Annotated in this window: 13 protein-coding genes; 4 read left to right on the forward strand and 9 right to left on the reverse strand. The window is 44.9% G+C overall.

The genetic code is table 11. The features are described 5' to 3' along the window. Nucleotides 1-6 precede the first annotated feature (6 nt). Entirely contained in the window at nucleotides 7-3,207 is a 3,201-nt protein-coding gene (locus AB5443_RS09595; protein ID WP_022139657.1) for a TonB-dependent receptor, read from the reverse strand. Between the two features lie 257 nt (nucleotides 3,208-3,464). Between AB5443_RS09595 and AB5443_RS09600 the strand changes: the two genes are divergently transcribed. Beyond that, nucleotides 3,465-5,348 carry an alpha-L-fucosidase gene (locus AB5443_RS09600; protein ID WP_195408135.1) on the forward strand — a complete coding sequence of 628 codons (1,884 nt, stop codon included), beginning with the start codon at nucleotides 3,465-3,467 and terminating at the stop codon, nucleotides 5,346-5,348. 19 nt (nucleotides 5,349-5,367) lie between these two features. After that, on the forward strand, nucleotides 5,368-7,737 hold the full coding sequence (locus AB5443_RS09605; protein WP_307995651.1) for a polysaccharide lyase family 8 super-sandwich domain-containing protein: 2,370 nt from the start codon (nucleotides 5,368-5,370) through the stop codon (nucleotides 7,735-7,737). 147 nt (nucleotides 7,738-7,884) lie between these two features. On the opposite strand, the gene AB5443_RS09610 is transcribed toward AB5443_RS09605, so the two are convergent. The 5 genes from AB5443_RS09610 to AB5443_RS09630 form a co-directional block, all read right to left on the reverse strand. Beyond that, the gene (locus AB5443_RS09610; protein ID WP_333697893.1) at nucleotides 7,885-8,340 is read right to left on the reverse strand and encodes a hypothetical protein; all 456 of its coding nucleotides are present in this window, start codon (nucleotides 8,338-8,340) and stop codon (nucleotides 7,885-7,887) included. A 518-nt stretch (nucleotides 8,341-8,858) separates the two neighbouring features. Beyond that, nucleotides 8,859-9,986: a type II toxin-antitoxin system HipA family toxin gene (locus tag AB5443_RS09615; protein WP_368114023.1), complete on the reverse strand. Its 1,128-nt coding sequence runs from the start codon at nucleotides 9,984-9,986 to the stop codon at nucleotides 8,859-8,861. Then, nucleotides 9,970-10,296, reverse strand: a complete 327-nt coding sequence (locus AB5443_RS09620) for a helix-turn-helix domain-containing protein (protein WP_044656290.1) — start codon at nucleotides 10,294-10,296, stop codon at nucleotides 9,970-9,972. The genes AB5443_RS09615 and AB5443_RS09620 overlap by 17 nt, the downstream gene beginning before the upstream one ends. Nucleotides 10,297-10,435: 139 nt before the next feature. After that, nucleotides 10,436-11,566: a glycoside hydrolase family protein gene (locus AB5443_RS09625; RefSeq protein ID WP_044656291.1), complete on the reverse strand. Its 1,131-nt coding sequence runs from the start codon at nucleotides 11,564-11,566 to the stop codon at nucleotides 10,436-10,438. A 607-nt stretch (nucleotides 11,567-12,173) separates the two neighbouring features. After that, nucleotides 12,174-13,409 carry a fucose isomerase gene (locus AB5443_RS09630; RefSeq protein ID WP_307995661.1) on the reverse strand — a complete coding sequence of 412 codons (1,236 nt, stop codon included), beginning with the start codon at nucleotides 13,407-13,409 and terminating at the stop codon, nucleotides 12,174-12,176. Between the two features lie 181 nt (nucleotides 13,410-13,590). On the opposite strand from AB5443_RS09630, the gene AB5443_RS09635 reads away from it, so the two are divergent. Both AB5443_RS09635 and AB5443_RS09640 read left to right on the forward strand, forming a co-directional pair. Next, on the forward strand, nucleotides 13,591-14,790 hold the full coding sequence (locus AB5443_RS09635) for a pyridoxal phosphate-dependent aminotransferase (protein ID WP_022138953.1): 1,200 nt from the start codon (nucleotides 13,591-13,593) through the stop codon (nucleotides 14,788-14,790). 18 nt (nucleotides 14,791-14,808) lie between these two features. Further along, a complete protein-coding gene (locus AB5443_RS09640) occupies nucleotides 14,809-16,053 on the forward strand; it encodes an ABC transporter permease (RefSeq protein ID WP_073343106.1) in 1,245 nt (414 codons plus the stop codon). A gap of 37 nt (nucleotides 16,054-16,090) precedes the next feature. Here the strand turns inward: AB5443_RS09640 and AB5443_RS09645 are convergent, their stop codons facing one another. The 3 genes from AB5443_RS09645 to AB5443_RS09655 are packed head-to-tail and all read right to left on the reverse strand — an operon-like array spanning nucleotide 16,091 to nucleotide 19,651. Beyond that, complete coding sequence (locus AB5443_RS09645; RefSeq protein ID WP_022138951.1) at nucleotides 16,091-17,263, reverse strand: glycosyltransferase; 1,173 nt, start codon at nucleotides 17,261-17,263, stop codon at nucleotides 16,091-16,093. A gap of 55 nt (nucleotides 17,264-17,318) precedes the next feature. Next, complete coding sequence (locus tag AB5443_RS09650) at nucleotides 17,319-18,338, reverse strand: AI-2E family transporter (protein WP_277133692.1); 1,020 nt, start codon at nucleotides 18,336-18,338, stop codon at nucleotides 17,319-17,321. Between the two features lie 59 nt (nucleotides 18,339-18,397). Then, entirely contained in the window at nucleotides 18,398-19,651 is a 1,254-nt protein-coding gene (locus tag AB5443_RS09655; RefSeq protein WP_368114022.1) for a PAS domain-containing sensor histidine kinase, read from the reverse strand. Nucleotides 19,652-19,654 lie beyond the last annotated feature (3 nt).

Genomic DNA, 19,654 nt, shown 5'->3' on the forward strand with positions numbered 1-19,654 from the left:
AGGTTATTACAAACTCATTTTCACACCGAATGTATAGGTTGCCGAGCGCGGATATGCCGAGTAGTCGAATCCTCTCGTCATGGACGAGTTGCGGGTAGACACTTCGGGGTCGTAGCCGGAATAGTTAGTCCATGTAATCAAATCCTGTCCGGTGACATAGAGCCGCAGTGATTTGATTTTACACTTGCTCAGCCATTTGGCGGGGAAGTTGTATCCCAACTGTATCGTTTTCAGGCGGAGAACGGAAGCGTCTTCCACTTCGCGGTCGGTATTGAATCCCGGTTCGTAGAAACCTCTGGTGGGAGCCCACAGGTAATTGGTGTAATTTCCCGGAGTGATGGAACCGTCCGCGTTGACCGTGCGGGGTGTCCAGTGGTTCACCGCAGTAGCCAGTTGGTTGGTGTGCGCGCTCTTGAGCTCTTCCAGCAGTTTGCGGTTGTAGTTAATCAGGTCGTTACCGTAAGACCATTGCAGGAAAATGCTTAAATCGAATCCTTTGTATTCGAACCGGTTGGTGAAACCGCCGATATGTATCGGAAGTCCGTGACCGATGATGGTGCGGTCGTCCGTCGTAATCTTACCGTCGCCGTTGATATCTTTCAGTTTCGGGTCGCCCGGACGGATTTCGCTTCTCTTGCGTCCGTTGTCGGGGATACCTTCTTTCAGTACAAATGTGTTCGGTGATACTTCATTGAAGTCTTCGTACTGATATACTCCGTCAAATACATATCCGTACATTTCGGAAAGCGGATGGCCTACCTTGGCGATATACATATCCGGAATTTCCGGGTAGCGGATGCCCACTACGCGGCTTGTCTGTCCGTCGGACAATGCGGTGATTTCGTTCTTGTTGAACGAGATGTTGAATGAACTTGTCCATTTCAGCTTATTGTTTCCGCCTTTCAGGTTGACTGTGTTGATGGCAAACTCAAAACCGGAGTTGCGAACGCTACCGATATTCTGCTGCACTTGTTCGAATCCGATGGATGGGGGAGTGTCGGCATACAGCAACAGGTCTTTGGTATGCTTGTTATAATAGTCGATGACTGCATTGATACGGTTTCCGAAGAATCCGAGGTCTACTCCGATATTCGTCTGATAAGTGGATTCCCACTTCAAGTCTTTATTTGCCATCTGGCGTATGTAGATGGCGGGAGACATAGTATTATTGAACGCATAATTCTCATTGCCGGCATACAGCAGGTGTGACGGATAATTCTCCTGCGTACGGTTGTTTCCCGTGATACCCCAGCCTACTCTCAGTTTCAGGTTGGACATCCACTTACGGGCGGGTCTCATGAATTTTTCTTCGGAGATTCTCCAGGCTCCGGATGCTGACGGGAAGTAGCCCCATTTGTTGTATATCAGTCGTGAAGAACCATCGGCACGGACTGTTCCTGTGAGCAGGTAGCGTGATTTCCAGTCATAATTGGCACGTGCAAAGAAAGACATCATGTGTTGCTCGGTCTTCTCGGCATAAATCTTCTTGGGAGTTCCCTGGTCTATACCCCAGAGTCCGAGTTCTTCCCACGGAACCAGTGATGCCTGACCGCCGAGGTATTGATACTGGTTGCTGGAGATTGACGCTCCCAACATACCCAAGATATTATGGTTCTTCACTTTCGTGCGGTAAGTCAACGTGTAGTCGTTTGACCAGTTGTTGTATTCCCTGTAGTTGAAGCTACCGTTCTGCTTGTCAGGCTGGTAACGTGCGTCACCCCAATAAGTCTGTGAATTATTGAATGTGGTACTTCTGACAATATTCGAACTCAGTGCGCCTGTCACCTTGAACTCCAGTTTTTTGGTGATTTTCCAGGTCAGGTAAGCGTTCATGTTCAGTTGGCGGCTTAAATTACCGGAATCTTCATTCTGGACGGTTTTCACCGGATTGTAGCGGTAGTCGGTAGCACTGTTGATATTCGGGTCAAAAGGCTGGTTCAATATATCTTCGTCCAGCTTGTAAGCCAGCGGGCGGTATCCTAATACGGAGTAGAAAAGGTAGTGGCTCGATGTCCATCCCCCGTGACTTTCGGACGGGTTGGCACCATGTGTCTTGTTGTTGGCATAGTTTACGGTAAATCCTACGGTAACATTGGATGTAATCTGCTGGTCAAGGGTCAGACGTGTACGGAAGCTGTTGTATTCAGAGCCGGTCAATGTACCTTTCTGGTGGAAATAAGAGGCGCTTGCGCTGTATTTGGTGCGTTGCGTACCACCGTTGAGGGACACATGATGGCTGGTGAACGGTGCGCCGTCCAGTACGATGTCCTGCCAGTTGTATGCTTTTCTGTTACGGTAATCTTCCAATGTCTGGTGACGACCCAACTTCTCATCATAACTCAGGTAAGTTCTGTCCAGGTATTGTTCGCTGTACTGGTTCAGCTCTGTCTGCAACTTCACGAAGTCGTAAGCTCCCATCATTTTGAGGAACTGTGGTTCCGTTTGCCAGGAGAAATAACCGTCGTAAGTTACGGTAGGGGGAGCTTCCTTTCCTCTTTTCGTCTGAATGATGATGACACCGTTGGCTCCACGGGCTCCGTAGATAGCGGTGGCCGATGCGTCTTTCAACACGTCGATAGACTCGATATCGTTCGGGTTGTAAGCTGCTAAGTTAGGGTCTTCCATCGGGAAACCGTCGATTACATAAAGAGGGGAACCGTCGGAACTGTCGGAGATAGTGTTACTACCCCGGATGACGATATTGGAGGTGGCTCCCGGTCGTCCGTCGGTGGCAACTACCTGTACGCCTGCGATGCGTCCCGCGAGAGCCTGGTCGATGGAAGCAACCGCCGCCTTTGTCAAGTCTCCCATGTCGGCTTTGCTGACGGAACCGGTCAAGTCGCTTTTCTTCACCGAACCGTAACCGATGGCTACCACTTCGTCCAGCATCTTGGCATCTTCTTTCATTTCGACGTTGATTTGTTTCTTGTTGCCTACCGTTACTTCTTTAACGGCGTATCCTAAAAAAGAAAAGGTGAGCACGGATGAACCTTTCGGCATTGATATACGGTAGCGTCCGTTGGTATCGGTGACAGTTCCCGTTTTTGTCCCTTTGACAATGACGCTTACGCCGGGCATCGGTTCTTTGAGTTCGTCTGTCACCACTCCGGTTACGGCAACCTGTGCGAAGACAGTGGAAATAGAGAAAAGCAGTATCCAAAGAAAGGACTGGCTTCTTTTCGAAAATAAGATTCGATTCTTTTTCATGTTCTTAAATTAAGATTAGACATTTCTGTTTTTAAACTGATACGGCAAATGTCGGAACTATGGCAATTTACTACCGGCATTGTCAGTACAAACGACGGACACAATGCGTACAAATCGCGGCTGTACTATCTGAGACGGCGATTTGTACGGGGAGTTAACCTGCATTGTACGCTATGTGCCCCTGGAGGTTTTTTGTATCTCCTATCTTTGTACCAAGACACTAATATCAAAAAAAATCTAATATCAAAAAAATGATTATGAGTAAAAGTTGGTTGGTGCTTGTCGCAGGTTTGTTATTCTTCAGTTGCGGCAAGCGGAATCCCGAAAAAGAAACAGAGCCTCTTCCGCGGACGCAGAAAGAAAGAGTCAAGTGGTTTGAGGAAGCACGTCTCGGCATAATGATTCACTGGTCGTTGTGTACTCCGGCGTCCGGTCGTTTTTATGGTGAGAAAGTACGTAACTCGGAATATGCCGAATGGATACGCTGCCATAATAAGGTACAGAAGTCCGACTGGGATCAAATGGCCAAACGCATGCCGATTTCCGAGAAGGAGATAGAGGACTGGGTGATTGCCACGAAAGAGGGGGGATTCAAATATCTCACTTTTGTGACGAAGCATCATGACGGGGTTGCTTTCTGGAACTCGAAAGTCAGTGACTATACCTATGGGAAGCTGTCGGGAACCAATTTCGACGTATTGAAATGCTTGAAAGAGAAATGCGAGAAACATGGTATTGTTCTTTGTGCTTATTATTCCCACTGGTTGGACTGGGGACATCCGAACGGACGTAATAACGACTGGGACTATGCGGACGAGCAGAAGCCCGGTTTTGACCGTGTTGCGGCAGGGCGCGGGGATGTACAGGCTCCTTTCCGCCAATTGCCGACAGAAGAAGAGTATGATAAATACTGGCGTGAAAAGGCAATGCCGCAGGTAGCCGAACTGATAAAGGACTATGGTGTGAAACTGTTCTGGTTCGACTGTTGGCGCGAAGACCCTGTTGCCGAAGGGCAAATGACGGAAAAACAGATGCGCGACATGCTTGCCATGGTGCGCGAACTTGACCCTACCGTATTGGTAAATACCCGCTTGGGGATTCATGAAGTAGGAGATAACGGCGTTGATTTCCAGACGATGGGTGACAATGAGTTTCCGGCTCAACCGCTCGGACATACCTGGGAGACGGCGGCGACTTTCAATCATACTTGGGGGTACAACCGTGATGACCAGAATTGGCGTTCTACCACGTACTTTGTCCGCGAAATCGTGAAAGGTATCTATAAAGGCGGCAATGTGATGCTGAATATCGGCCCTCGTGCCGATGGTTCCATCCCGCCCGAAATCAAGACCCGTATCTCTGAAATAGGCAAGATGATACATCAGAATAAGGTTGGTTTCCACGGCACTTATCCTTCTCCTTTTGCTGAGGATTCACAGGACTGGGGGCTTATCACGCAGCGTACCGGGGATGGTAAGACAAAAGTGTACCTGCATGTTTTTGAATGGCCTTCGGACGGCATTATCCGTGTCAACGGATTGAAGAATAAGGTATTGGCAGCACGCATCCCTTCTTTGAATAATAAAAATGTGGAATTTGTGCAGAAAGGCTTACTTTTGCATGTACAAGGGCCGATAAGCGAGCCGGTATCTTATGACTCGGTCATCGAACTGGAAGTGGAAGGCGAATTACAGGCAGAGAACGGTTTCTGTGGCGAAATCAACTTCGGTGGTATTGCGATGGAACAGGCGAAAGCATCCCTTGCGGGCGGACTGGAACGTGCGAAAGGAGTGGATGTCACCGGAGTGGGGTATATATCTCCTACCAGTATCCGCGGATGGAAGTCGGCGGATGACGCTGCTTCCTGGAAAGTGTATATCCCTGAAGCAGGGGAGAGGGAACTGGCAATCTGTTATTCCTGTGATTCGGCGTCTGCCGGGCAGCCTTATCAGGTGGAAGTGGAAGGAGTGGATTCCATCAAGGCTGTGACCCTGGCAGGGCCTAAGGGATTCGGAGAGTTCTACACCCGCCATTTGGGCAAGGTTAAATTCCCGGAAGCCGGGATATATACTGTGAAAGTTCGTCCTGCCGATACTCCGAAGAAGGAATTGTTCGGATTGAACTGGCTGTTTATTGAATGAAATTTTAAATCGGTTAAATATGAAAAATAAAAGAATTTTTTGCCTGTCGTTTTTATTGCTGATAGGCGTTGTGGTAGTCTTTGCACAGTCGGACAAGGAAAAGGCTGTTCTTAAATTGCGCAATTATTATGCTCAGAATTACAGTACGTATCCTGTCCGCAATAAGATAAATAAGGCGGATACTTACCTGAAACAGTTGAATGAAGAGGGGCAGTTTGAAGACCTGATAGCTTATGAGAAGGAGATTCATGATAAGAAATGGCTGGATAAGGTATCTTTCCAGGATCAACAGAACATGGGGCTGTTTCTTGCCGATGCGACAGAACGCTTGTGGGTGATTGCCAACAACTTCAAAAGGAAAAAAGTGGAAGATGTACCGGAAAAGTTTTGGAGAGCCGTATTGAGATATGGTGACATCGAAACCCGCCGTCAATCGAACGACCGCTTTCACGCTTCTTGTTTCGCTATTCCCAAAGCTGCCTGCGGTGTCTATTTCTCTCTGTTCAAGCAGATGGATATGCCGGGGGATACGATGAAACTGCGCACTTCTGCCTGTGAAATGCTGAAGAAACTGGCTTTTCAATCGTGGACACAACCCAAACGTAATGATGATACGGAAAAGAATATTGTAAGTGTGGAGAGATTTCGCCATCATGTGTCATGGGTGGGCGGAAATGCACTGGCTTATCGCCCGTTGCTGGAGACGGCTGCCATGCTGGATTCCATTCCGATGGTAGATGTAGTGGCGGCAGTGGCGAAAGGCAGTTTGAGCAGTGTGTCGCAGCCTACTTATGAAGAAGCTTTCTGGAATGAAGGTTTCACCGCTGATGGAGCCGGTTGGGGACATGGTATGCAGTGTCTCGTATGGGGCTATCCGATTCATGGAGCGCAGAGTGCACAGAATCTGTTGTGGACACTACGTGGAACTCCCTGGGCAGAAACTCTGACCCGTGAGAATGTAGACGCATTGCTTAATTTTTATCGTGGCAGCACGTTCTACTATTATAAAGGATTCATTCCACCGTGCCTGGATCGTTATTCAATGGTATATTATGAAGGAAAGCCGGCTCATATTCCTTATCATCAGATGATGAAAGCTTCGGTGGAACGTTGGCCGAAATCTTTCACGGAGGATGAAGTCCGCGAATTGAAACAGCTTATCACGGAAGTGGAAAAAGACAATATCCGTATGGACGGTTATCCGGGAGGACATTATAATGGTACGCGCTGGTTCTATAATAACGATGACTTGATTAAGCGTAACGCTGATTATTATATGATGGTGAATATGGCTTCCAACCGTTGCGACGGTTTGGAAAGTGCCAATAACTTTGCGGACGAATATAATATCTATACGAATGACGGGCTTACTTATTTCCAGCGTAACGGTGATGAATACCGGAAAGTGATAGGCGCTATGGACTTGACAGCGTTGCCCGGAATCACTGCCCGCGAAGGTCAGGAAAGGCTGAAACCGTTCACCAACTGGAGAGGATTTACCAGTAAGCACAACTTTGCCGGTGGGGCGACTTATGGCGGACAAAATGCAGTAGCAGGCTTTATTTTCGAGAAAGTAGACGCTATGACCAGAGAAAAGAAAGAGGTGAAAATCATCAATCCGGTGGCTTTCGGTGTAAAAGCGTATAAGTCGTATTTCATGCTGGGCGATTATATGATTGCTCTTGGAGCCGGTGTCACCAACCTGGAGCCGGAACAGGAAGGTACGATACGTACTACTATGGAGCAGACTGCGCATCAGGGGAAAGTCACTTTGTATGATGGGAAGAAACAGCTTGAACCGACGTCCGGTGTCAATCCGTTGATTGATAAGGGCAAGTCATTGTGGGTAATGCAGGAAGGCGGATTCGCTTATATGCCTCTGCCGGAGTTTACATCGAAAGCTTTCTTTTGCTGCGAAACCCGTCCCAACGAATGGTTGAAGAGAAACTTATCGAACAAGGGTAAAAAGAATCTTCCGGAAACGGCTGACATATTCCGTGTGTGGGTGGATCATGGTCGGGAAGTAAAGGATGGCACGTATGGTTATGCTGTATATGCCGGCAAAGGACTTCCGGCAAAGAAAAATCCGTTTGCAGTTCTCAGGAATGACACATTGGTGCAAGCTGTCCAGTCCACTGATAAGAAAGTGTTGGAAGCTGTGTTCTATTCTGCCGGTGAAACGCTGAAATGGCAGGGAATTCCGGTGAAAGTGTCCGCTCCTTGTGTGTTGCTTGTCGAGAAAGAGGGAAAAGGCTACAAAATCTCTGTGACAGACCCGACGATGAATACGCAACTCAAGGAAATGAAAGTGGAAATAGGAAACACTTCTGCTACGATTGCTCTGCCGACTGGAAAAGATTGCGGAAGGAGTGTGACAAAAGTCGTGTAATCTGATTTCTAATAGAATTGGTTAATTGGTTAGACGGACGATAAGTTGGTTTTAAAAAGACCTGTCCGGATTGTTTGGAAATTAATAAGGGTATCAAAAGCTCAGGATTCTAAGAGAATCCGGCTTTTGATACCCTTTTCTTAGTGTTCATATTTTACATGTTTTCCAATTTATCAATCGTTTCAAACGTCTCCATAATCTTTCTATCCAACTGACATTGAAAGACTTTTCGTACTGTGAAACTATTTTCTTACAATCCCGCAACCGGACGTTTTGCCTTTTCATGGTTGCTTGTATCTCACTTATTTGGGCGATTTTTTCTCTTTGCAGCATTAGTTCCTTGTCTTGTTTTCCAATGATTTCGACATAAATATCACAGATTCTTGTTTTTTCAATACACAGTTCTTCCAGTGTATCGATATACTCTGCTGTAATTCCTCTTTTACATTTATCTATGAATTCTTGGAAACTTTTCTCGTCAATGGCAGGAGTATCTTCTTCATATGATATGGGAAATCTTCTCATTTCCGCCCAGAGCTGGATGATTGCTTTATTATATCCATACTTTACCGCTGCTTTGTTTATGCTTATCCATTTCGACATAATGCTTCTTTTTTAAGTGTTTCACAATAGTGAGTGATATATATTTTGTTTATGTGGTACAACGTGCATCCAGCCTTTTGTAGTTCGGACGGCGGGCGTATGATTTAAGGTTATTGTGGGGATTTTGATAACCGGCCGGATACAAAAAAGGCATGGATGCTGTTGAACCATTATCTCCATCTGAGGCCTAGCAAACCGTTCCGCAAGATAATGATAACAACAGGCATCCACGCCAATCGTTTATATATAACACATCTCTAACCGATATGTTGATATACATCCGTTTACGTGGAGTGTCCTGTTGTATCATCTCTCCGCGGAATAGAAACTGCTAGATTTCAGATGGGAGAGATAATACGTTATTTACTCCATTAAGGAATAAAATACCGCTTCCCATTTATTCCATCGCGCTGATGGTTGGAAAACGTGTGACAAAGATAGATGTTTTTTTTGAAATGAAGTGGTAATATGGGAATAAATGTAAGAAGTTTAGTATGTAGGGGCAGATTTATGCTATTCTACGGTTTTCTTACATCAGAAATAGCATCTTTATAATCTTTAGATAGGATTTCATCACACTGGTCTGCTACTTGCCTGATAATTGATAATCCTTTTTTCTTAGGAATACGGATGCTTTCTCCAACTAGCAACATATCTTCAATTGTCGGTTTTCCGTGGTTATTGACGGACGTAGCGTGTTCACCGTTATATCCGGCACATAAAGTAAGGTCGTAGGCGGGAGCCAGGTACCATTTATTTCTTTTACAGATGAAACTAAAATTCTTGGCATGGTCGTCTTTGTTGTCTGTCAATATGTTGAAGACCATGCGTCGAAACATTTCGTCTACTTGAAGAGGGTCTTGCGTAAGGAATCCGGTAAGGTGTAACAGGGTTTTATAATCTAATCTTGGCTGCAGAATAGATTCATTCAAAAGTGCTCCGGCAGTTGCGATATGGATGCGTTCACCTGCCTCTATATCAAAACGTTTGGTGGCAAAATATTTATTATCCAGTAGCTTGAAGTCAGGTACGGTGATTCCGCACTGACGTGCTATTTCATTATATCGGTATTCCATTAGCCCCATATCTTTTGGGTCGTAAGTATGCCTGAATTTCACCAACCACGAGCCTTCGGTATCATGGAAAAGGCATTTCGGACGACAACCACCTGAGTTGCCGCTGTTGAAGTAGAGTATATCTTCGTCTTTATCCGATTTTTCCGACAATACGTCCAATGCCATTTGTTGAAGGTCATCCAAGTCGGGAAGCGACTTTTCTTCTCCGATGAAGGTTTCGGGGATATAGCACAATGCTCCCATACCCGAACAACCAATAATGCTTAACCGCTGAATAGGGGTTAAATCCATATCGTTCACTCCTTGCTTTTTCAACAGGCGGTTTAGTAAGTAACGGCCATATCCATCGGGAAGGCTGTCTTCGAAGATGCCGAAATTACCCCAAAAAGGCTCAGGTTGTGCAATAAATAAATCTGGCTTTAAAGGTAGTTCTAGCGGAGAGATGGAGAAGCCGTTTGCCAACCATTCTTTATCATACTGGAAGGCGCAAAGACGGTTGTCGGGAGTCATGGTCAACTCTCCCACGGTCTGTTCGTGGTAAGTTACCGTTAGTTTATTTATCAATTTCATTACGCCCTCTCTTCCTGTTTTTGTTTCGGTTAATAGTATCCAGCTCTTCCATTGTGTTATAAAGCGGCTCTGCTAATAGGTTTTTGATGGCTTTAGAATAACCTAATGCTTTTGCCAGTGCCACGTACGAAGCTAATGATATAGTATGTTTTTGTTCGAACTTTGCGATTGTTGGCACAGGAACTCCGCTCAATGTAGATAAAGCGTCTCTTGACAGACCTTTTTCTAACCGGCGTTGTTGAAGATTTTGTGCTAATATGGTCAGCAATTCTTCCGGGGTATCTATGTCGAAATTGTAAAGTAAAGGCATATTATTGTATCTGTTAATATCGTTTTATGTTATTATCGAATATTATTGTATCTGATACAAAAATACTCCTGTCGCTTGAGTTTTCCAAATAAATCAGATGCTATTTCCTGCTGTTCTTTAAAAAAGGCATTTTTATCCGTTACTTCAAAGGAATCACCATATTCCATGATTTTGTAGCATTCTCAAATCCGCCGGGGCCATCCATTGTGGCAAAGAAAGCATGCGTGGCTTTTCCATTCTCAAAGAGAAGGAACGGGCGTTCCAACTGTCCCTGCATTTCCACTTTTCCATCTTCCCATTCTACGGTGCGTGAGTAAGCCTTTGGATCTTTATCTACGGTCCAATGGACGCCGTCGGTCGAGTGAGCCATGACTCCGCCACCTCTTTCGCCCGTATATTTGGCTACGTGATCTTTAAAGATGGCATGATACCCTTTAGAGTCTTTCCATAAAAACGGATCTTCTGCTTCTCCCTGACCATCCACTTGGAAAATAGGCTGATCATTGTTCAATACCGTGTAAGGACCTTCAATATTGGGAGCATAAGCGATTCCTAATGCCATGTCTGAGTATTTGCCGTTTTCAGTATGAGCCCTTCCTTTGAAAATCATCATCACCGAGCCGTCTTCTTGAATAACAGGAGAAGGGTTGGACGCTAAATAACTATAGAAAGTATTGGCTTTTGTTTTTAATATCGGTTCGTCGAAACGTTTCCAAGGACCGTAAGGAGAATCTGCGACAGCCAATCCGATGCGTTTATTGACACGTCCGACGATGCACCATGGGCTGCTTAATGTCAGTTCATCATAAGTCGGTTCACCGAATGGGTGGGTAGACCCCATATATATAAGGTAATATTTGTCCTTGTACTTCAGGATACGCGGATTGTGGGTGGAACGTCCGTCCCAGTATTGTGCTCCACGTGCCGGCAGGGCAATGTCGCTGAATTGGTAAGGACCTTCGGGCATATCAGATACGGCATGCACAATCTCTGAGGCAATCATCCATCCCGGATGGAAAGGCAGCGACTTGGGGAAGCGGGAAACAAACATATGATATTTTCCGTCTTCACCTTTGACAACGGAGCTTCCCCAACTCCAATATCCTTCACATTCAAAAGCCGGAGTGCGGGGAGCTTTGTCCAATCGATGAAACAATTCATTCTGTGATTGTTGTTTCATGACCGGTAAGTTTTCTATTTTTTGAGCATGAGTATGCACCGCATATAATGCAAAAATCAAGGATAAAAGGGTAAGATAATAGGTTCTCATAGCCATTGTTTTAATTTTTAATTCGTTTTCGGAAGCAAAGAAAGCGATTTTTCTTCTAAAGAAAGTGCTACAAAAGTCCCAAATAAGTGTATCCTGAATCCAAAAACTGTTTTAAATCGCCTTTTCGTCACTTTCTCCTCGTTGAACGACTTGGTTATGTAGTCGTCAGCACCCAGACTGAGCGGTTGATTTGAAAAAACAATAGGAAGATTTAATAACTTCTTCCTATTCTATTAATCTTTTCTGCCGTTCTATTGATCATTTCATCTAATTGAATTATCCGGTTGCACTTGTGCAACCGGAATGATACACAAGAGCAACTTAGTTGTTACACTTGTCTGTCCGACCAGTTGCACAAGTGCAATTTGATATTTGCCAGTTAGATACGAAGATAATAGGTGATATCAGTGGTAATTCGTTGATAATTAGAATGATATGATGAAAGTGCAGTTTTTCTTCAGAAAAAAGCAAAAACATCCTATTGTTTTTTGTGAACTTATCTTAAAAACAAGGTGTTTTCAGACTTAACTGCTTGATTACTAACTCTGCAACATTTTTGTATTTCCCCCTATAATACTTAAGAATAATACAAAAATGTCGCAGCATATTATTCGGTTCGTTTGCAGGCATTTGCCAGGAAGAACTCATTCAATGTATCTTCAAAATTTCCGTGAATCAAAATGTGATGATTGCCCAATGGATTCTTCAGGAAATATTCTGCCGGAGTATTCATCCGTATGCGGGCTTGTGTCCGGCACATATTGATATAATTCGTATTTTCGGATAGGGTTCCGGTAGAGAGGTAGTACTCGTCCAGACATTCGCCGCCGCACTTTATGATAGTCACGTCTCCTGTCGGGAGCAATCCCTGGATGGCAATTCCTTTTTCCGTTTCGAAATGGTTGCGGATAATATACCTTTCCGTTTGTTTCAGTCCGATGGTACAGTGTGCTAAAATAAGTTCGTTGGTACGTGTATTAATCATGGAAGGATTTGCCATGAATCCATCTTTTCCGGTCAATGACTTCACGGCGAGCAGGGTGAATATGGATTGAAGGTCACCTTCGCAGCCTGCCATTATTCCGTCATCGTTCAGCAAGGACAATGCCAGACAGCCGGTAGTGTCAATTTGCTCAATCAGTTTGAAACAACTTAGTGTCAGTGCTTCCAGCTTCTCTTCTTCGCATACTTTCTTGATAGCCCGGTAGAGCCGCATCGCTTTGATAATATCTTCAGGAGTTCCCTCTCGGCAAGCAAGAGCTTGCGAGGCGACTGCGGCACAGGAAGCACCCACCTGTTCATCCGTGATTTGTTGAAAATGTTCATAGATACGTTCCAGTGGAATGTCTATGTATTCGATGCCCCAACGGCGTTTTGCCAGCAGATAGTCAACATTACTGGCGACCAGCCAGGATGAAGGAGTGCCGATAACTCCGATACGTTTGCCGAATAAGGAACGTTGTGCCCGGAAATTATTATAAAGTATATGTACACGCTGTATAATGGATGGCAGTTCACCATGAAGGATTTCGCTCTTCATTCCCCTTCCGCGAAGCCATGTAGATATCTCCAGGGCGGCTGCAAGAGAGTTTTGCATGCCATCTGCCAGTAAAATGGCAGGGCGGGGGAGGTTTTCGAAATGTTGGATGACCAGCCTTTCTACTCCACCGGTAGCGATAAAAATAATTTTGAAATCATCACTCGTCAACTTGTCCATATCCTGATAGTCGACGAGTTTTACGGTATAATATTTTTCAAGTTCACTCAAAATCGCTTCGTGTGAACTGCGCAGTGAGACTTGTTTATGAAGTAGTGACGCGAATGAGATAAGGTGTATGGTCATTATGATATTGTTTTAAGTTTTCCATATGACAAATGTATAGCTTTATTTTCAAAATCCCATAACGTTTTTAACCTTGCTAAGGTTTTTAAAGTTTTTATGTCTCTGTATTCAAATTATTGCGTACATTTGCAGCTCCAAGTAGATAAAGTAAATAGTAATTAAGTAATTTGTAGTTAAAATTATGCCAACCATATCCATTCGCGGAAACGAGATGCCTGCATCTCCTATCAGAAAACTGGCTCCTTTGGCAGACGCTGCCAAGCAACGCGGAGTCCATGTATTTCACCTGAACATCGGACAGCCTGACCTGCCCACTCCTCAGGCCGCGATTGACGCGATACGCAATATTGACCGCAAAGTGCTGGAATACAGTCCCAGTGCAGGTTACCGTAGCTATCGCGAGAAATTAGTAGGATATTATGCAAAGTTCAATATCAACCTTACGGCAGATGATATAATCATTACATCGGGTGGTTCGGAAGCGGTATTGTTTTCTTTCCTTTCCTGCCTGAATCCGGGGGACGAGATTATTGTTCCGGAACCGGCTTATGCTAACTATATGGCATTCGCCATCTCTGCCGGAGCGAAGATTCGCACTATTGCTACGACTATCGAAGAGGGTTTCTCACTTCCAAAAGTGGAGAAATTTGAAGAGCTGATAAACGAACGCACCAAAGCGATACTGATTTGTAATCCGAATAACCCGACCGGTTATCTGTACACCCGTCGCGAGATGAATCAGATTCGTGACTTGGTGAAGAAGTATGATTTGTTCCTCTTCTCTGACGAGGTATATCGTGAATTTATTTATACGGGTTCTCCTTATATCTCTGCCTGCCATTTGGAAGGCATCGAGAATAATGTGGTACTGATTGACTCCGTTTCGAAACGTTATTCGGAATGTGGAATCCGTATCGGTGCGCTGATTACCAAGAATAAAGAGATACGTGATGCTGTCATGAAGTTCTGCCAGGCTCGTTTGAGCCCCCCTTTGATCGGACAGATTGCTGCTGAGGCTTCTTTGGATGCTCCGGAAGAATACTATCGCGAGACGTATGACGAATACGTGGAACGTCGTAAATGTTTGATTGACGGGCTGAACCGTATTCCGGGTGTTTATTCTCCGATTCCGATGGGCGCTTTCTATACCGTAGCAAAACTTCCGGTAGATGATTCGGACAAGTTCTGTGCATGGTGTCTTTCTGATTTCGAATATGAAGGACAGACGGTATTCATGGCTCCGGCTTCCGGTTTTTATACGACTCCGGGTTCCGGCATTAACGAAGTCCGTATCGCTTACGTGTTGAAGAAAGAAGATTTAACCCGTGCGCTTTTTGTCTTGCAGAAGGCTTTGGAAGCGTATCCGGGAAGAGTAGATTAATCATTAATCACTAAAAAATTGTCTCTATCACTTTTCATAGCCCGGCGTATCTATCGTGAAAGCGATGGCGGAAAGCAGGTGTCACGTCCTGCGGTCCTCATTGCCATGGCAGGTATTGCTATCGGACTGGCGGTCATGATTATAGCTGTGGCGGTGGTTATCGGGTTTAAAAGTGAAGTACGGAATAAAGTCATAGGATTCGGTTCGCATATCCAGATTACCAATCTGGATGCGGCCAGTTCTTATGAGACTCATCCAATTATAGTGGGGGATAGCATGATGGCGGCTCTTGCCGGTTATCCTGAAATAAGCCACGTACAGCGTTTTTCTACCAAACCGGGCATGATAAAGACGGATGATGCTTTTCAGGGAATGGTGCTGAAAGGTGTCGGGCCGGAGTTTGATCCCCGCTTCATGGAAGAATATTTGGTGGAAGGCGAAATTCCGGTTTTCAGTGACTCTGTTTCCAGTAATCAGGTACTTATTTCCAAGGCTTTGGCTACGAAGATGAAGTTGAAGTTGGGAGATAAGATATATACCTATTATATACAGGACGATGTCCGTGCCCGGCGGCTGACTATTGCCGGAATTTATCAGACAAACTTTTCCGAATATGATAATCTTTTTTTATTGACTGACCTTAGTCTGGTGAACCGCCTGAATGGTTGGCAACCGGAGCAGGTGACCGGAGTGGAGCTTCAAGTGAAAGATTATGATAAGCTGGAAGATACGACGTATGAAATAGCAATCGACACTGATAACCGGCAGGATGAACTGGGCGGCGTATATTATGTGCGTAGCATCGAACAGTTGAATCCGCAGATATTTGCATGGCTTGACTTGCTTGATTTGAATGTGTGGGTGATTTTGATTCTGATGGTAGGCGTTGCCGGCTTTACCATGATTTCCGGTTTGCTGATTATCATTATCGAACGTACGAACATGATTGGTATCCTGAAGGCTTTGGGAGCGAATAACTTTACGATTCGCAAGACCTTCCTTTGGTTTGCCGTTTTCCTGATTGGCAAAGGGATGCTTTGGGGAAATGCCATCGGTTTGGCATTCTGTATCCTTCAATCCCAATTCGGTATTTTTAAACTTGATCCGGAGACTTATTATGTAGATGTGGTTCCGGTTTCTTTCAATATATTGCTTTTCCTTTTGATTAATATCGGCACACTGTCGGCTGCTGTCTTGATGCTGATAGGCCCTTCATTCCTGATTACAAAAATAAATCCGGCGAGTTCCATGAGATACGAGTAAGCCATGTGGATGAATGCTATCTCAAACTCACGTTAATTTATCTTCTCATAAAGTCTCCTTTACCACGGAAGAAGCGGCAGAGTTTGAAATTCAATGACTGCATCGGTTGGAGAATATCGAACACAGGCAATGAGAAATAATATTTCCTGTTGCCACCCATCTCTTTGGCTGCCTGGTTGATAATGACGGCTTGCACTGTGTAGCGAATCAGCCAAAGCAATAATGCGATACCTGCCGGCAGCCAATGGAAGCTAAGAATGCCGAATACAATACCAGTGATACAAGCGGCATAGAACAACAGGCGTGACAGGGTTTCAAAACCTAATAAGTAACGTTGCGCTCCACGGTAAAAACGTGAAGTAGCTATATAGCTGACTTTTTCCTCTTTCCAGTCTTTATAACGGTAAACAGGTTGTATCCGCATGGTAGCGTTGAAGTCCGTTTCTACACGGGTATTGCTGCTGTTAGCTATCTGATTGATAAATAAATCATCTTCTCCGCGTTGCAGGTTCAGATAACTGGAAAAGCCTTTCTGCTTGAAGAATAATTCTTTGCGGTAGGCAAGGTTGCGACCGATGCCCATGTAAGGCTTTCCGGCCAAGGCAAAGCCCAGGTAACGCAATGACTGGAACAGTGTATCGAATGCGACACGTTTGTGCAGCCATCCTTTGGTGCGGTCATAGCCGCTATAGCCCAATACCACCTGCGTTTGCGAGGTAAAGTTGCGTGCCATCAGTTTCAACCAATTCTTACTTGCGGGGATACAGTTGGTTTCCGTGAATACGAGCCAGTCGTGTTTGCTGGCTTTGATGCCCAATGTCAGAGCCAGTTTCTTATGGCTGATATAGCGGGCGCTGTCAGGAGTAAAACTGTGATAGAGATGGGGATATTTCTCTTCCATAAATCCCAGCACATCTTCTGTTTCGTCTGTGGAAGCGTCGTTGATGACAATCACTTCAAATTGCGGATAATCCTGTTCCAGTATGGCAGGCAGGACTTTACGCAGGTTATCAGCTTCGTTGCGTGCACAGATGATGACGGAAAGTGGCGGCAATTCCCGTGTGAAGTGAGCTTCCTCTTTACGTACTGCCTTGTTACGCAGATGTATCCGGTTGTACAAACCGAGATAGTAAATAAGCTGAATGATAAAAAGAACTCCTGCTGCTGATAATGCAATCAGCTCGGCAGTATTGAATGTAAATGCTTCCATGAATTATAGTGTCGTTTTTACGCTCACAAAAGTACGCATTTTTTCGGTAGTTCTTTCATTTTAGAAGAAGCTTATTTCGCGAATCCAGATATTCTTTCTTGAACATATCAACGAAAAGGAAGAATAATGATAGCAGCAGCGGCCCGAAGATGACTCCCATAAACCCGAATATCGGCAAACCGATGACTACACCGAAGATAGTGATGAGCGGATGTGTGTCCGCCATCTTCTTTTGAAGGATAAACCGGATAAGGTTATCGGATTGTGAAATGACTATGGCGCCATACGCAAACAGGCCGATTGCATTGAACCAGTCGCCGGTCAGGGCAAAATAGACAGATACCGGAAACCATACCAGTGCGGTACCTACCATCGGGATAATAGTGGCAAAGCAAGTGAAAAAGCCCAGAAGCCATATATTGGGAGCACCAAAGATGAGGTAACCTATCATGGCGACTCCCCCCTGTATAATTGCCAACAAAGGAATGCCTATGGCATTGGAACGCACAATCATAAAGATTTCGTTTGTTACTTCCTGCGTATTCTTGTCATTGAAAGGAAGGATGTCATCAATGTAAGCTTCCATTTTTCTTCCGCCCATGAGCATGAAATAAAGGACGAATATCATGACGAACAGATTGATAGCCAGGCTGCTGATACTGCCCATGATAATTTGTCCGATACGTGGTGCTAAAGAAATGAGAAATGACAACGTATCATTTCCCAAAACGTCGTATCCGGTTTTTATCTTGATGGCTTCTGCCGTTTGCTGGATTGGTTCGATGAAGGTTTGAGGATCCAGATTAATGTTCTTCAGCAAGTCGACGAGTAACCATACCGTCAGACCCACAGGAACTAGGAAAACGAGAATGGTTTCTACAATAATCAGTAGTGCGGCAATGCTGCGTTTCATATTTTTCCTGTTTATCAGGTAGCCCATTTGTCCGCGTACCAGGATATAAATGGTAAGTGCGCCCAACAGTCCCCCCATAAAAGGAGTGATTTGTCGGAAAATAATGACTCCCATTAATAGTATAATGATAATGAGGGAATATCTCCAGTATTTTTCTTTCATGCTTTTTTATGTAATAAGTTCTTTACACAATAACACATGAAAGCATGGAAAGGTTTGTTTTATAGCGGCATATCAATGTGAAAAACTGTTTTTCCGGGTTGGCTTTCCTTGACGGTGAGATGCCCGTCGTGAAGGCGGATGATTTGTTTGCAGAGACTTAACCCGATGCCGCTGCCTTCTGATTTGGTGGTAAAAAAAGGAATAAATATCTTTTCCTGCAATTCGGGCGGAATACCCGGGCCGTTGTCCGTAATGTCGATAGATAGGCGTTCGTCTTGTTGTACGTGGATATTGATTCTGCCTTCTTCTTTTTCTTCCAGTGCTTGCATGGAGTTTTTCAGAAGGTTGAGCAGGACTTGTGAGAGTTGGTTCTCGTCACCTTGCATATGAATCGTTTCGGGATGGCAGGTCAGTGTGAAGGTAATATTGTTTTCTTTGAAATCGCCGGACAGGAGTTCACGGAGATTCTCCAGGGTTGCCGTAAGTGAGAAAAGTTTCTTTTCAGGTTGTGGCAGGTAGGAGAGATGGCGGAAGGATTCGGTGAATTGCAACAAACGTTCGCTTTGTGCCTGAATGATGCGGAGTCCGCGAACCGCTTTCTCGTTAATGTCCGGATAGGCGGACAGTGTTTGCGACAGGGAGATAATAGGGGCGATTGTGTTCATTATTTCATGGGTGAGCACGTGGCTTAGTTTGTTCCACGATTCACTTTCCTTGTCGCTAAGTTCGTCGCCGATATCCTTGATAGACAAGAGGGTGATTGTTTCATCTTGTAGTTTCATGTGGTTTTGTGAAAGGCTGAGATGTTCCTTTCTGCCTTTTTCTTGTAACAGGGATTCCAGTTGCCGGTATCGGGTTAATTGTTGGCAGCCCAATAAGGAGAGGGCGGCGCTGTTTGCCATGATTATCTTTCCGGTAGAATCCCATGCCAATACACCGCTGGGCACTTCTTCCAGAAGTGAGCGGTAGAAGTGTTCCTGTTTGGAATATTCTGATTGGGTTCTGGCGAGTAGGAGATTGATGCGGTTGAGAGAGCGGTTCAGCTTTTCCTGTTCTTTGCTGACGTTTTGTTCGGGGAAGTAAAGCATATTGTCCTTATCTTCTATGGCGTCGAAAAAGATACGTAACTTTTGGTTGAATGAATTCAGCTTGTTTACCAGTCCGCTGATTTGGAAGAGGGAACAGGTGATTAATAATGCGCCTATCACAAATCCACGTTGTGAGATGATAAGCCAGGCGCCTGTTCCCGAGGTGGCGAGAATAAGTACGACGTGTAGCAGTATAATCCAATAGATGTGTCGGCTGAATATCATGCT

Source organism: Bacteroides sp. RTP21281st1_H5_RTP21281_210402 (assembly GCF_040918965.1).
GTDB lineage: Bacteria > Bacteroidota > Bacteroidia > Bacteroidales > Bacteroidaceae > Bacteroides > Bacteroides congonensis.